The sequence below is a fragment of the Paenibacillus aestuarii genome (assembly GCF_027789125.1).
Lineage (GTDB): Bacteria > Bacillota > Bacilli > Paenibacillales > NBRC-103111 > Paenibacillus_E > Paenibacillus_E aestuarii.
The window spans coordinates 143,215-156,417 of the sequence record NZ_JAQFVF010000026.1 but is presented as its reverse complement, the minus strand read 5'-3'; the positions used below and the strand labels follow the sequence as shown (position 1 = coordinate 156,417).

General features: G+C 52.4%; 13 protein-coding genes and 1 pseudogene. 1 reads left to right on the top strand and 13 read right to left on the bottom strand.

The window, feature by feature from the left end; translation table 11 throughout:
- Positions 1 to 15: 15 nt before the first annotated feature.
- From O9139_RS12085 to O9139_RS12045, 9 genes and pseudogenes are all read right to left on the bottom strand, one after another.
- Positions 16 to 588 carry a GNAT family N-acetyltransferase gene (locus O9139_RS12085; protein WP_270879816.1) on the bottom strand — a complete coding sequence of 191 codons (573 nt, stop codon included), beginning with the start codon at positions 586 to 588 and terminating at the stop codon, positions 16 to 18.
- 63 nt (positions 589 to 651) lie between these two features.
- A pseudogene (locus O9139_RS12080) lies at positions 652 to 1,014 on the bottom strand (GNAT family N-acetyltransferase); the annotation flags it as partial.
- 51 nt (positions 1,015 to 1,065) lie between these two features.
- Positions 1,066 to 2,424: an LLM class flavin-dependent oxidoreductase gene (locus O9139_RS12075; protein ID WP_270879724.1), complete on the bottom strand. Its 1,359-nt coding sequence runs from the start codon at positions 2,422 to 2,424 to the stop codon at positions 1,066 to 1,068.
- A gap of 17 nt (positions 2,425 to 2,441) precedes the next feature.
- Entirely contained in the window at positions 2,442 to 2,909 is a 468-nt protein-coding gene (locus O9139_RS12070) for a DinB family protein (protein ID WP_270879723.1), read from the bottom strand.
- Between the two features lie 43 nt (positions 2,910 to 2,952).
- Positions 2,953 to 3,705, bottom strand: a complete 753-nt coding sequence (locus O9139_RS12065) for an amino acid ABC transporter ATP-binding protein (protein ID WP_270879722.1) — start codon at positions 3,703 to 3,705, stop codon at positions 2,953 to 2,955.
- A gap of 157 nt (positions 3,706 to 3,862) precedes the next feature.
- A complete protein-coding gene (locus O9139_RS12060) occupies positions 3,863 to 4,531 on the bottom strand; it encodes an amino acid ABC transporter permease (protein WP_270879721.1) in 669 nt (222 codons plus the stop codon).
- A gap of 54 nt (positions 4,532 to 4,585) precedes the next feature.
- Positions 4,586 to 5,293, bottom strand: coding sequence for an amino acid ABC transporter permease (locus O9139_RS12055; RefSeq protein ID WP_270879720.1), 708 nt, complete (start codon positions 5,291 to 5,293; stop codon positions 4,586 to 4,588).
- Positions 5,294 to 5,326: 33 nt separating this feature from the next.
- The gene (locus tag O9139_RS12050; RefSeq protein WP_377524975.1) at positions 5,327 to 6,217 is read right to left on the bottom strand and encodes a transporter substrate-binding domain-containing protein; all 891 of its coding nucleotides are present in this window, start codon (positions 6,215 to 6,217) and stop codon (positions 5,327 to 5,329) included.
- Between the two features lie 30 nt (positions 6,218 to 6,247).
- Positions 6,248 to 7,570, bottom strand: a complete 1,323-nt coding sequence (locus O9139_RS12045) for an LLM class flavin-dependent oxidoreductase (RefSeq protein ID WP_270879719.1) — start codon at positions 7,568 to 7,570, stop codon at positions 6,248 to 6,250.
- 264 nt (positions 7,571 to 7,834) lie between these two features.
- Between O9139_RS12045 and O9139_RS12040 the strand changes: the two genes are divergently transcribed.
- Positions 7,835 to 9,040, top strand: a complete 1,206-nt coding sequence (locus O9139_RS12040) for an MFS transporter (protein WP_270879718.1) — start codon at positions 7,835 to 7,837, stop codon at positions 9,038 to 9,040.
- Between the two features lie 56 nt (positions 9,041 to 9,096).
- Here O9139_RS12040 and O9139_RS12035 read toward each other — a convergent pair whose 3' ends face one another.
- The 4 genes from O9139_RS12035 to O9139_RS12020 are packed head-to-tail and all read right to left on the bottom strand — an operon-like array spanning position 9,097 to position 13,197.
- Positions 9,097 to 9,939, bottom strand: coding sequence for a carbohydrate ABC transporter permease (locus tag O9139_RS12035; RefSeq protein ID WP_270879717.1), 843 nt, complete (start codon positions 9,937 to 9,939; stop codon positions 9,097 to 9,099).
- Positions 9,939 to 10,877, bottom strand: coding sequence for a carbohydrate ABC transporter permease (locus tag O9139_RS12030; protein WP_270879716.1), 939 nt, complete (start codon positions 10,875 to 10,877; stop codon positions 9,939 to 9,941). The genes O9139_RS12035 and O9139_RS12030 overlap by 1 nt, the downstream gene beginning before the upstream one ends.
- A gap of 24 nt (positions 10,878 to 10,901) precedes the next feature.
- Positions 10,902 to 12,248 carry an extracellular solute-binding protein gene (locus O9139_RS12025; protein WP_270879715.1) on the bottom strand — a complete coding sequence of 449 codons (1,347 nt, stop codon included), beginning with the start codon at positions 12,246 to 12,248 and terminating at the stop codon, positions 10,902 to 10,904.
- Complete coding sequence (locus O9139_RS12020; protein WP_270879714.1) at positions 12,232 to 13,197, bottom strand: amidohydrolase family protein; 966 nt, start codon at positions 13,195 to 13,197, stop codon at positions 12,232 to 12,234. Before O9139_RS12020 ends, O9139_RS12025 begins: the two co-directional genes overlap by 17 nt.
- Positions 13,198 to 13,203: the final 6 nt, after the last annotated feature.

Genomic DNA, 13,203 nt, shown 5'->3' with positions numbered 1-13,203 from the left:
AAAATCCTCCTTCAACTAAGTTAATTGTTGAGCTTCCACATGACCCTTTTTCGCCAGAAGATCCGCTTCAAATAATTCAGGATTGACGACCTTTCTCAGCAGGTGCATCGTGCCGTCTCCATTGCCGTGATCGACTGAACGGATGCGCTCATAGCCTTTGCGTTCGTACATGGCCAGAAGCCATGGATGCTTCTCTGCAGTGGCCAATGTCAGTGCCGATGCCCCCAGCTTATCGCAGATGATCGCCTCTTCGACCCAATTCAGCAGCTTGGTGCCGATTCCGCTCCCTTGATATTCGGGGTGCACGGCAAACCATTTCACAAATGGCAGATCGGAGTCCCATCGCACTAAGGGCTCTTTGGACAATGTCAGTGTTGCCGCAATGACGCCGTCCGCTTCAAGGACATAGCACTCATTTTTGGCTATATTGTCTCGAATCTGCTCAAGATCGGCATGAGCAGCCGGCCATTTCAGTTCCAGCTCGCGAATGGTTACATAGGCATCGTAGATCACATCAAGCAGCCTTTCGGCATCATCCGGCGTGGCAAGCCGATACTGTACGTCAGCGGATACTGGATGACTGGGCAAGTCCTTTTGATAAGCCAGCACCTGGTCCCAATTTCCGCTAAATATCGGGATCCGGTAATATCCGACCCTTTCGTAAAGCGCAGCAGCTTCCGGCTGTTTGGGACCGGTTTGCAGCTTCAGGCTGCGATAGCCGAACGCTGCAGCGAGCCGTTCCAATTCTGCAAGGATGGCCTGCGCCACGCCTTGGCGGCGATACCCGCTGCGGGTATACATCCGCTTCACTTCGCCCGAAGCAGCGTCCAAGGGCCGCAGGGCTCCGCAGCCAACCGGAAACCCATCGATGCGGGCAACCACGAACGCCGCCCGGGGCACCTCCACATCCGAAGGTTGAAAGCCGGCGGTTCCGTCCGACTCATATAGCGCTCCTAATTGTTCACTCAGCTCACGGATCAGCAGCTCCGAATCTGCACTCCGTATATCTTCCATATTAACCGTCAACGAAATTCCCACCCTTGTCTCCCTCCTGTGAATGATTATCTAAACGCCGCTTGTCTGGTGGTCCTCGCTTGGCACCCCATCCTTTTGCTCAACATACCTGTTCTTCGGTATGGGAAGGCCCAGGTTTCCCCGCAGCGTGTCGCTTTCATATTCAGTACGGAACAGCCCGCGCTGCTGCAAAATCGGTACGACTTGATCGATGAACTGCTCCAAGGCGTTAGGCACAGCGGAGCCGATCATGAAACCGTCCGCCCCTCCTTGTTCGAACCACTGCTGCAATTTGTCCGCTACCTGCTCGGGAGTACCGATGAAACCGCTGCGTGGCGTAGCGGTCTGTAAGGCTGCTTCCCGCAGCGTCAGACCTTTCTCCTTCGCATTCTGCTTGATGCGGTCCGTCGTGCTCTGGAAGCTGTTCCTGCCGAGATCGCCCAATTCCGGGAACGGCGCGTCCAGCTCATATTGAGAGAAATCATGATGCTCGAAGTACCGTCCCAGATAACGGAGTGCATCCTCCGCCGATACGAGCGAAGCCGTCTCCTGGTATTTGCGCTCCGCCTCTTCCTCCGTGCTGCCGATGATCGGGCTGATGCCAGGGAAGACGAGAACGTTGTCGGGATTACGGCCAAAGGTGGCGGCCCGTTTCTTTACGTCACGATAGAAGCTTACGGCATCTTCCAACGTCTCATGCCCGGTAAAGATCGCGTCCGCATGTTTGGCGGCATAATTTTTTCCCACCTCTGAAGAACCCGCCTGGAAAATAACCGGATGCCCCTGCCTCGACCTGGCGATGTTGAGCGGACCTTTAACGGAGAAGAATTCACCTTGGTGGTTCAGCGTATGCAACTTCGCCGGATCGAAGAAAACCCCCGACGCCTTGTCGCGAACGAATGCATCGTCCTCCCACGAATCCCAAAGACCGCGCGCCACCTCAATGAATTCCGTCGCAATCCGATACCGAAGATCGTGATCGGGGTGCTCCTTCTTGCCATAATTGAGCGCCGAACCTTCGAGTGGCGAGGTGACGATATTCCAGCCTGCACGGCCGCCACTGATCGTATCGAGCGATCCGAACTGCCTGGCGACAGTGAACGGCTCGCTATAGGACGTAGATAACGTACCTACCAGTCCTATATGCTGGCTCACACCGGCAAGCGCACTTAAGATGGTTAACGGTTCAAAGCGATTGAGAAAATGGGGAATCGACTTTTCATTGATATAGAGGCCATCTGCAATAAACACGAGATCCAGCTTGCCCGCCTCTGCTTTGGTTACCCATTTCTTATAGAGTTCAAAATTCACGCTGGCATCCGCGCTGGCATCCGGATGCCGCCAAGCGGACGTACTGCTGCCGACACCATGAAGCATCGCGCCCAGTTTCAATTGTCTTCGCACGGACATGTGCATTTCCTCCTCGTTTACACGGCAGACGCCGCCTGTTTGATGCGCTCGATTTGCCCGATATGATGGTTCACATGTCTAATAAAACCATTGACAATATCGGTAAGGGTCACCGTGTCACCTTTTGCATTAATCCCGCTTTTGCCGTAATCATCGCTGCTTAGGCGGCGAAACAGCAGGCTGTTGTACCGCAGCAGCTGTCCGAACGCTTCCAGCACATCCGCAGCCGCACCTTCATTCGCCCGTTGGCCGCTTACCCAAGCATCCTGGTTAAAAGCGGGAAGCTTTGCGGAAGTGCCTGCCAAAATATCACGGATCCGGAACGACACCACAAGATTATGATCCGCAAGGTGAGAGAGCACTTCCGTAACACTCCATGATTGCGGATTCGCTTTCCACGAAAGCTCCTCTTTCGTTAAGCCTTGGATAGCTTCCGATAATTGGCGGTGCGTATTCAAATACGCATCAAGATCGATTTGACTCATAGTCAGATCCTCCTCAATATGGTTGAATTTGGTGTTGTTTTTGCTAAATAGAATAGGTCAGCTCAGGGCGGATCCTGCCTAAAAACTGTTTCGTCCGTTCCTCTTTCGGCTGATAGAACAGCTCGGCGGGCTTGCCTTCCTCGACGATCACGCCGCCGTCCATGAACACAACATGGCTGGCCACCTCTTGGGCGAACGCCATTTCATGCGTGACGATGATCATCGTGATGCCTTCCTTGGCGATCTTGCGGATGACGGCGAGCACCTCGCCGACCAATTCCGGATCGAGCGCAGAGGTCGGCTCGTCGAACAGAATGACTTCCGGGTTCAAAGCCAGCGCCCGGGCAATGCCGACACGCTGCTGCTGACCGCCTGACAGCTGGGAAGGATATGCATCGAGCTTGCCCCCGAGCCCCACCTTTTCCAACAGCTCGATGCTACGCTGCCTCGCCTCCTCTTTTGGCATCCGCTTGACGATGATCAGCCCTTCCATCACATTTTCCAAAGCTGTCTTATGGCGGAACAAGTTGTACTGCTGGAACACCATCGCCGTTTTTTGCCGCAGCTGATGGATCTCCTTCTTGGCTGCGCGCTTGCAATCGACGCTGAACTCGCCAATCGTAATCGTCCCTTCACTCGGCTTTTCCAAATAGTTCACACAGCGTAGAAGCGTCGTTTTCCCTGAACCGCTCGGGCCGAGAATCGCCACGACTTCGCCTTTGTTCACTTGGAGATCGATGCCTTTGAGCACTTGAATGCGTCCAAACGATTTGGTGATTCCAGATAAGGTGATCATCCTAATCACTTCCTTCATGAGCCTGACCTGCACATTAAACATTTATTTCCCATAGAAATACTATGAATTAAAAGTGTATGTATCCACGATACCATTCAGCTCTGAGATCGTCTAATAGAGTTCCTCTATCGAACGATTCAACTATTCGATCTAAGCTCTACGCCACGCCCCCCCGGTTGTAACGATTCAACCTTTTCTCCAGCAGGGCAGATCCGTATTCAGCTGCTATCGTCAACACCCAGTACATCGCTGCTGCGGCGATGTACGCCTCGAGGTACTTCCAGTTCCTCATCGCGACGATATGCGCTGTCCCGTTCAATTCCTGTAAGGAGATAGTGAAAGCTAGCGACGAGCCGTGCAGTAGGCCGACGAATTTACTCAGTAAGTTCGGCAAACTGGACATGAGGGCTTGTGGCAGCACGATCCGCTTCATCGCTTGTGGCGTCGTCATCCCCACCGAATAGGCGGCCTCCAGCTGCCCGACACTGACAGATAGAATCCCGGAGCGGATCGTCTCCGACATATAAGCGCCGATATTCAGCGTGAATGCGACAAAAATGAACGTAATCAGCGGAATGACACTTGAGCGGACACTCCAGCCAAATTTGACGGCCAAAGCGTCAAAGATCATCGGAAACGCAAAGTAAACCAGCATAATGTGAAGCAGAATCGGTGTGCCACGGAAAAAAGAGACATACAGCTGCGCAAGGCGGTGAATGTATTTGATCTTGTACATGCGGATGAAGGCAACGGCTCCACCGAGGATAAATCCTGTAAATAACGGAACGATAGAGATAACCAGCGTGAGCGGAAGCGCCTTAAACATCGCGAGGAACGCCTCCAGCATAAATGCGAAATCAATCTGAATAGGGGATCCCTCCTATACACCATGAGCGGCTGCTGCCGACCCTTCGAAGCGGTTGATCCGTCGCTCCGCCAGCCGGTACACATACTCAACGATTAAGACAATGGCATAATAAATGATGGAAAGTGCAATCCATATTTCAAGAAAATGGTACGTCGTGCCGAGCATCTCTGCGCGCCCGACGACATCCATGACCCCGAGCGTATAGGCCAGAGACGTATCCTTCAATGTACCGATGATCAAATTGCCGACGTTCGGAAACGCCACCCTCCACGCTTGTGGCAGTACAATCCTCTTCAAGACGTAATAACCGCTCATCCCGATCGAGTAACCGGCTTCCGCCTGTCCCCGGTCTACGGCGTTCACCGCCGAGCGCACGATTTCCGAGAAATAGGCGGCGAAGTGAAGCGCATAGGTGAGGATCACGAACACAAGCGGCTGGACATCGGATACATCAACGCCCACTGCTTTAAGCAGCTCGGGGACGCCGTAGTAGACAAGGAACATTTGGATCAAAATTGGAGTCCCTCTTGTGAACGAGATATAGACGACTACGATTCTGTTCAGAACGGGAACGCCATACAGTCTCGGCAGCGCCACGACGAGCCCGATCAACACCCCTAGGATGACGGAGGCGGCCACGATGAATAATGTAATGTGCAAAAACGCGAGCAGCTTTGGAAAATATACCCAAACCAACGAAAAATCAAACGCCTTCCCCATCGTCTCACCTGTGCTTTCCCGCAGTCGGGCGTATTATTCGTTTACCGTGAAGTCCTCGCCAAGCCACTGTTTGCTCAACTTAGCCAGCGTCCCGTCCTTCTTGATCTCCCGGATGGCCTCGTCGATTTTGCCTTTCAGATCGTTCTCATCTTTGCGCAGCACGTAATAGATTTTCGACGTGTAGAGTACAGGGCCGACCACTTTTTGCTGTGCGTCCGCATCACGGTTTTGATTCGCGACAGCAAATGGCGTGCTGATCGTAGCATCGACGCGCCCTGCTTTCAGTTGGTTAATGACGTCGTTCGTACCGCCGCTTCCCGAAAACACCAACTCGTAAGGATTGCCGTGTGACTTGTTGTAGTCTTGAAGCCAAGCCGCCCCATTGCTGCCCGGCGAGGAAATCACCTTTTTCCCCTTCAGATCTTCGATGGATTGGATCTTGTTATTATCCTTATTGACGACGAGTTTGCTTGGCCAAATATTATACGCTTCGTCGTTGAACAGAAACTTGGATTGCCGTTCCGTATTCACTTCATACTGATTGACGGCCAGATCAATCTTTCCGGCTTCCAGGCTGAGGAGGATGTTCGGGAACTCCATCGTCTTGAACTCGAACTCATAACCGGGCAATCGCTTATCGATCTCCTTCGTCAGCTCGATGTCATACCCGGTCAAATTCCCCTTATCGTCGAGAAAGGTCACGTTCTTGAACGTGCCGCTCGTGCCGACGACGATTTTCTTTACTTTCGCCGGTGCGGCCGAGCCGGCGGTCGCCGCAGGCGCCGAACCAGACACGGCGCTGGAAGCAGCTGTTGCAGCAGCTGGTGCAGCAGCATCCTTCGATCCGCAGCCGGCCAGCAGAAGCAAAGATGCTAGCGTTACTGTAGCGGTTTTCATAGTGTTCACGTTTTTCAAAGATTTCATTGGATTCTTCCCCCTCATATGATTGAAATATTACACAGATACTTTTCCGCTATAACGATTCTCCGGCACCGCAAGCCCAAGATTGCCTCGCAGCGTTTCATGTTCATACGCTTTACGGAATAAGCCCCGCTCCTGCAGGATCGGCACGACGAGATCGACGAAATCAGCCAATCCATTCGGCACCACCGTGCGCACATTAAAGCCGTCGGCAGCGCCCCCCTCGAACCACTGCTGGATCTGGTCCGCCACCCGCTCCGGTGTACCGATGAAATTGCTGCGTGGCGTCGAAGCTCTCAGTGCTACTTGGCGCAGCGTAAGGCCCTGCTCCTTCGCCTCCCGCTTGATTCGCTCCGTCGTGCTGCGGAAGCTGTTGTCGCCGAAGTCGCCAAGATCAGGAAACGGCTCGTCGAGCGGAAACTGCGCGAAGTCAAAATGTTCGAAGTACCTGCCCAAATAATTGAGCGCCTGCTGAATGTCCACCAGTTCGGCGATCTCCCGATATTTGCTCTCTGCCTCCGCTTCTGTACGACCAACGATGGGGCCAATGCCAGGAAAAATCAAAATATCGTCGGCATTCCGCCCAAAGGCTACAGCTCGTGCCTTGACGTCCTGATAAAATTGTCTGGCCTCCTCGAACGTCTCATGGCCCGAATATACCGCATCAGCCGACTTGGCGGCGAGGTCTTTGCCCGATTCCGACGAACCCGCCTGGAATATAACCGGATACCCCTGCTTGGAACGCGCGATATTGAGCGGTCCTTGAACGTCAAAATGCTTGCCTTTGTGCCCAAGCGTATGCAGCTTAGCCGGGTCGAAAAACACTCCGCTCGCCTTATCCCTGACAAAAGCGTCGTCCTCCCAGGAATCCCACAGCCCCTTGACGACTTCCAAATGTTCCTCGGCGATCTCATAACGCAGCGCATGGTGCGGATGCTCGCCTTTACCGAAGTTCAGCGCCGATCCTTCCAACGGCGATGTCACAACGTTCCAGCCCGCTCGACCACCGCTGATGTGATCCAGCGAAGCAAATTGCCGGGCAACCGTGAACGGTTCGCTGTAAGAGGTGGACAGCGTCGCAACGAGCCCGATGTGGGACGTAGCACCAGCTAGTGCGGTCAGCAGCGTCAACGGCTCGAACCGATTCAGAAAGTGCGGATTGGATTTCTCATTGATGTATAACCCGTCGGCGATAAACAGTAAGTCGAATTTTCCTTCTTCCGCCTTGCGCGCCTGCTGCTTATAAAATTCAATGTCGACACTCGCATTGACGGGAACGTCCGGATGTCTCCAGAAAGAGATGCTGTTTCCGACGCCATTCAAGTTGGCTCCAAGCCTTAATGTACGTTGTGCCATAGACCCTCCTATTTCACTCATAATACCCATCGGTATTATCGGGATTTGTTCTTGCCTTTATACTGTAACCTAAAGTTGGCCGGTCGTGGTTATCACAATGTTCTATACGAGGATTTAAAACTTCTATCGACGACAAGGCCGACTCTCATAAAATCTGACTATAAACAAATAGAAAACTTCAATTAGCGCTCGCACATAACAAGTGTTACTGTTTCTTTTATATTGAAATCCTTTAGCCAATCCAATAGAAAGAGAGTTGACGCCATGGAACCTGTTTGGAAACGAAACCTTTATATTTTATGGGTCGGGTTGTTTTTCAACCATTTGGCCTATACGTTGTCGGTTCCGTTCTTCCCGATTTTTCTGGAGCACGATTTAGGTGTAAAAGCCGGGGTTGAAGCTTGGGCCGGCGTTTCCATCTCGCTCAGCTTCCTGATCAGCGGCCTCTGCGCCCCGTTCTGGGGCTCTATTGCGGACAGGTACGGCAAGAAGCCGATGCTGATCCGCTCCGGTATCGGATTGGGGCTCGCCCATCTGGCCAATTATTTAGTGCATGATCCCTATTCCTTCATCCTGGTGCGGGTATTCCAAGGTTTGATGGCCGGCTTCAGCCCGCTATCCGTTGCCTTCGTCGGCTCCAACACGCCGGATAAGCATGTCGGCAGCGCACTGGGCATCATCTCCACAGCGACGGCAGCCGGCAGTATTCTCGGTCCGTTAGCAGGCGGCTTATGCAGCCATTGGTTCGGCCTTCGCGAATGCTTTATCGTCTCTGGGCTTATCACGCTCATGTCGGCTGTCATCATCATTTTTGGGGTAAAAGAAGTACATGAGCGCCAAACAGGCCCGCGCGAGCGGATGTGGCGTGACCTCAAACAAGCCGTTGCCAAACCGGGAATCTTGCCGATGTACGCCCTTCTTTTTATCGTCTCCACCTCGGTAACGGTTCTGGAGCCACTGCTAGCCCTTTATGTCGTGCAGCTCGGAGGCAGTGCGGACAGCGCCACACTCAGCTCGGGGATTGTGTTCTCCGCAGTCGGCGTCGCCACCGTCATAATGGGTCCCTATTGGGGCAAGATTGGCGGCAAAATCGGCTATGAGAAGACACTGTTCATCGGATTAATCGGCGGGGCCCTTGGCAATTTGCTGCAGCTTGTTTTTCACGATTTGGTCGGCTTCGGGGTGCTGCGATTCTCCTATGGCCTGTTCTTCGCAGCGGTATTCCCAGCGATGAATGCACTCATTGTGCAATATGCCGATGCCGAATATCGCAGTAAAGCCATCAGCTTAAGCCAATCATTCAGCCAGTTCGGCATCGTTGCCGGTCCGCTGCTTGGCGGTATGCTTGGCGGCTGGCTTGGCATCCACAGCTTGTTTATGCTGACTGGAGTCACCTTGTTTGCTGCCGGATGGTATATTCGCCTGCGGCATGCGAAACGTTCCGAGCCAGCGTTCGAACGTCCGCTATAGGAAACGACAAGAAGCCATGCTTCCACCCGGAAGCATGGCTTTCTTTATAGGCTCCTTCATTTCATGCCGGTTGTTGCAATGCCACGAATAATTTGCTTCTGGAAGCAAATAAACACGAGGATGAGCGGGAAGATCGAAAGCGTCGCCCCCGCCATCACTTGAATCCAATTGCTGCTGTCCTTCGCTTCGCTGGAGAAGAAAGCCATCCCTACGGGAATCGTATACATATCATCGGACTGCGTTACGATCAAGGGCCAAATAAATGCATTCCAGCTCCCCAAGAACGTTAATATACAGAGTGTGGCCAACGCCGACCGGCTAAGCGGCACGACAATCTTGGCCAGGATGGCCAGCTCGCCTAACCCGTCAATGCGCGCCGCATCCAACAGCTCGGACGGCAGCGATTCCAGAAACTGCTTCATAAGGAAAATGCCGAATCCGGTCATGAAGCCGGGAAACAGCACACCCCAATATGTATCCACCCAGCCCAGCTTTGTGGAGATTAAGTACCACGGGATAATGAGCATCTCTGTCGGTACCATCAGTGTGCTGAGAATAAAGAGGAAGATCACCTGCTTACCGAAGAAGGAAAACTTCGCCACGATATATCCGACAAGCGTGTCGAACACGGCCACACTGGCCGTCGTCCAGATGGCGACAATCGCGCTGTTTACGATCCACACGCCATACTCGGTTTGCCGGAATAGATCCGCATAATGGCCCCATAGCGCTGTTTTCGGCACCAAACTTAACGAATACATATCTTCAGGCGCCTTCAAGGAGGTGGCGATCATCCACAAGAACGGAAAACCTACAATAATCAACCCCAGTGTCAAAAGCCCATAACGAACCGAAGCAATAGCCGCCCTGCCAAAAGAAACGCGAGTACTCGGTACCATCAATACTCCACCTTCCTTTCCACCAGCTTCAGCTGAATCGCCACTAGCGCCAAAATCATCACGAACAGAACCGCTGAGCCGGCGGAGGCATAACCCATATTAAAGCTTTTAAAGGCGGAATTATAAATATGCAGCACGATCGAGATCGTTGAATTCAGCGGTCCGCCCCCCGTCATATTGAGCACCTGGGTAAACGACTGAAGGTAGCTGATCGTGGCCATAACAACCGAAAAAACAATCACCGGATTAAGCAGCGGTATAGTAATGTGAATCCAGCGGCGAAAACGCCCGGCCCCGTCAATTGAAGCAGCATCGTAATATATGGCAGGGATATTGTCGAGTCCGGCTACAAATATCAGCATTTGAAACCCGATGTTCTGCCATACCATCACCGCTGCGATCAAATAGATCGCTTGTGTAGTGGAATAGAGGAACGGTTGGGCGTCTAATCCCCATGCCAACAGCCATGCATTCACAATCCCATTCTTCATGAAGATCCAGCGGAATACCCAGCTGACAGCGACGACACTCGTAATATAAGGGAGGAAATAGGCAGCCCGGTAAAAACCTCGAAGGACAGCAACTCGCCGCACCAGCAGCGCGATGGCCATGCCAACAGACAACTGACCGATGACGCCAAGCACCACGTAAACAGCTGTATTGGTCAATGCAGTGAGAAATACTGTGTCTTCGAACAAAGCTTGGTAGTTGGCCAAGCCGACGAACGGTTTATTCTCCGAAAGCATATCCCACTGGCGGAAACTGATATTGAACGCATACAGCATGGGAATAATCCGCACCGTAATAAAGAATAAAATGGGAAGCAGCAGACAGCCATAAATGAATAAATACCTTTTATAATAGTAGCTAATGGTGAATCTTGGGACCGTATGTCCTTGCTTGCGAGTCCCTTTGACCCGCTGGATCGTTTCCTCCATCTCCCCCTTGCCTCCTGTAGACATTTATTTGGCAGTGCCTGCTTTAGCCCAATAATCGTCATATAACTTCTGCGTTTTCCCAACCAAATCCGTAAAAGCCTGCTCTGCAGGAACATGTTTGAGCAGCACTTGATCTACCGCATCGATAAACAGCTGCCGCTCTTGCGTCTCGTCGACGAAGAAATGCGCATTGCCATCGGCTAATTGAGAAATGAACGGCCCAAGTTTTTCGTCCTTCACGTACTTATCTTGTAAAGCAACCTCCTTCTTAGCTGGCAGCTCCCCGGTTTTTTCTACCCATTGCTCCTGTACACCCTTACTCGTCAAAAATTGCAGAAACTCGACCGCCGCTTCCAGCTTCTTGCCAGTTACGTTCTTGGGAATGGCGTTTGCCCAGAACGACGCCGGAGCCGATTTTCCTTTGTATGAAGGAAGCGGAGCAATAGCGTAATTCAAGTTCGGCGCATCTTTCTGCAGCGAGCCCAGACGGTAAGAGCCGTCGATATTCATCGCCGCATGACCGGTCTTGAACGCATTGGCATCGTCGGTATAAAATCCGTTAATGCCGACTTTATGTACAGTCGCAAAATCGATCAAATACTGAAAAGCCTCCAGCCCCGACGGTGAATCTTTCCACAGCACTTTGCGCTTATCCTCGCTCGTGTCCTTACCTCCAGCCTGATAGACCAACCCATCACGATACCAATGGTGAAGCTGAGCGCCCGGCTCCCAAGCAAGCCCTTCCGTTACGAACTGTCCGTTGGCATCTTTCTCCGTCAACTTCTTCGCCGTATCAACAAGCTCCGTCCATGTAGCAGGCGGCTTTGTAATTCCCGCTTTCGCGAACAAATCTTTGTTATAGAAAAGGCCCAGCGTCCGCACTCCCGTCGGGATTGCGTAATACTTTCCATTCAGCTTGGCTGCACCAACGAAGGGAAAAAATTCCTTTTCGATCTCAGAGGCCGGAAAGCTATTGTCCGGCAATGGCTGCAAATAACCGGACGATACGTATTTCGGCAGCCAGCCGTAGTACAGGTTAATGACATCAGGGCCTTTGCCTGCCGGCACTAATGTAGCCACCTTCTGATTATATTGATCGTAAGGAAAATTGGTTTGCTTCACTTTAATGTTAGGGTGCTTCTGCTCAAATTCCTTGATAAGCGCATTGACAAGCTCCACCTTGGCGGCATATTCATACTGCCAGTATTCAATAGTCACAGGCTCACTGGTTCCGGTTGAGGCAGCAGGAGCCGGCGACGCAGAAGAGGCGGCTGTACCTGACGTTGTTACGCTGTTCGTTCCTGTGCAGCCTGACAGCACAGCAGCCAGGGATACGACTGCGACGAGGGATTTGTTACGAATGAATGGCACGATCATCATCTCCTTGGGATAAATGGGTAGGAATATCAAGCTTGAGCAGCCTTCTGGCATTGTTACCGAATATGAGTTCGATCTCGGATTCACGGAACCGCAAATCCCGACAGACGCGAACCTGATCCTGTAAATATCGGTACGGGTATCCACGAGGGAAACCCATCGCATCCGTTCCGAACACGATACGCTCCGGACCGATCAATTCGAAGGTATTACGGAACAGCAGCTCCAGATTGAGCTCATAGGGCATCCAGCGCACCCATTGATTGGAGCCGGACGTATCTACGTACACATTCGGGCAGCTCCAACATAAATGCAGCAGCTCCTGATAATAGCCCGCTCCGAAATGAGGGATGATGAACGGGATCTCCGGATATTTACGCGCTGTGTTAAATATCGCCAAAGGGCTGATGTTGGGATGATGCACAATGCCACCGGCGTGACCGAGAAGCCCGAAGTGAATGAGAACCGGCAGGCGGCGCTCAGCTGCGAACGACCAGACCGGTTCAAGCGACGGGGCATCGAAAGGCAGCGGGGTAAGCGGCCCGAACAGCTTATAACCTCGCAGGCCGAGTTCATCGACAGCGGCTTTCAGCTGACCCGCTGCATCCTCCTCTTCAATGGGATGCGAAGCGAATCCCGTAAACTTGTTCGGATGCTTGCCGATCTGCTCGGCCAATATTTCGTTGCTAAGCCCCGTCAGAAAATTCATGCCGCCGATAGCGTATTTATCCAATTCATCTGACCATCGGTCGATTAAAGGTTTATCAGCTTCCTCCGCTTGATCCTCAGGTGAGGGAAAATCCCACGACAGTCTCATTCTTTCCGACCGTTCCCCAGCGTATTGACGAATTAAGGGGTGCTGCGCTTTTCTCGGCCGTACCGGCTCCCGGTAGCCTAAATGCCCGTGAATATCGAATACAGAAAAATTGGGATTCTGAAACATAGTAAC

What these genes read in the sequence shown, in the direction of transcription:
- O9139_RS12075 (WP_270879724.1), bottom strand. Translation starts at nt 2,424, where the DNA reads ATGTCCGTGCGAAGACAATTGAAACTGGGCGCGATGCTTCATGGTGTC.
- O9139_RS12070 (WP_270879723.1), bottom strand. Translation starts at nt 2,909, where the DNA reads ATGAGTCAAATCGATCTTGATGCGTATTTGAATACGCACCGCCAATTA.
- O9139_RS12065 (WP_270879722.1), bottom strand. Translation starts at nt 3,705, where the DNA reads ATGATCACCTTATCTGGAATCACCAAATCGTTTGGACGCATTCAAGTG.
- O9139_RS12060 (WP_270879721.1), bottom strand. Translation starts at nt 4,531, where the DNA reads ATGTTTAAGGCGCTTCCGCTCACGCTGGTTATCTCTATCGTTCCGTTA.
- O9139_RS12055 (WP_270879720.1), bottom strand. Translation starts at nt 5,293, where the DNA reads ATGGGGAAGGCGTTTGATTTTTCGTTGGTTTGGGTATATTTTCCAAAG.
- O9139_RS12050 (WP_377524975.1), bottom strand. Translation starts at nt 6,217, where the DNA reads ATGAAATCTTTGAAAAACGTGAACACTATGAAAACCGCTACAGTAACG.
- O9139_RS12045 (WP_270879719.1), bottom strand. Translation starts at nt 7,570, where the DNA reads ATGGCACAACGTACATTAAGGCTTGGAGCCAACTTGAATGGCGTCGGA.
- O9139_RS12040 (WP_270879718.1), top strand. Translation starts at nt 7,835, where the DNA reads ATGGAACCTGTTTGGAAACGAAACCTTTATATTTTATGGGTCGGGTTG.
- O9139_RS12035 (WP_270879717.1), bottom strand. Translation starts at nt 9,939, where the DNA reads ATGGTACCGAGTACTCGCGTTTCTTTTGGCAGGGCGGCTATTGCTTCG.
- O9139_RS12030 (WP_270879716.1), bottom strand. Translation starts at nt 10,877, where the DNA reads ATGGAGGAAACGATCCAGCGGGTCAAAGGGACTCGCAAGCAAGGACAT.
- O9139_RS12020 (WP_270879714.1), bottom strand. Translation starts at nt 13,197, where the DNA reads ATGTTTCAGAATCCCAATTTTTCTGTATTCGATATTCACGGGCATTTA.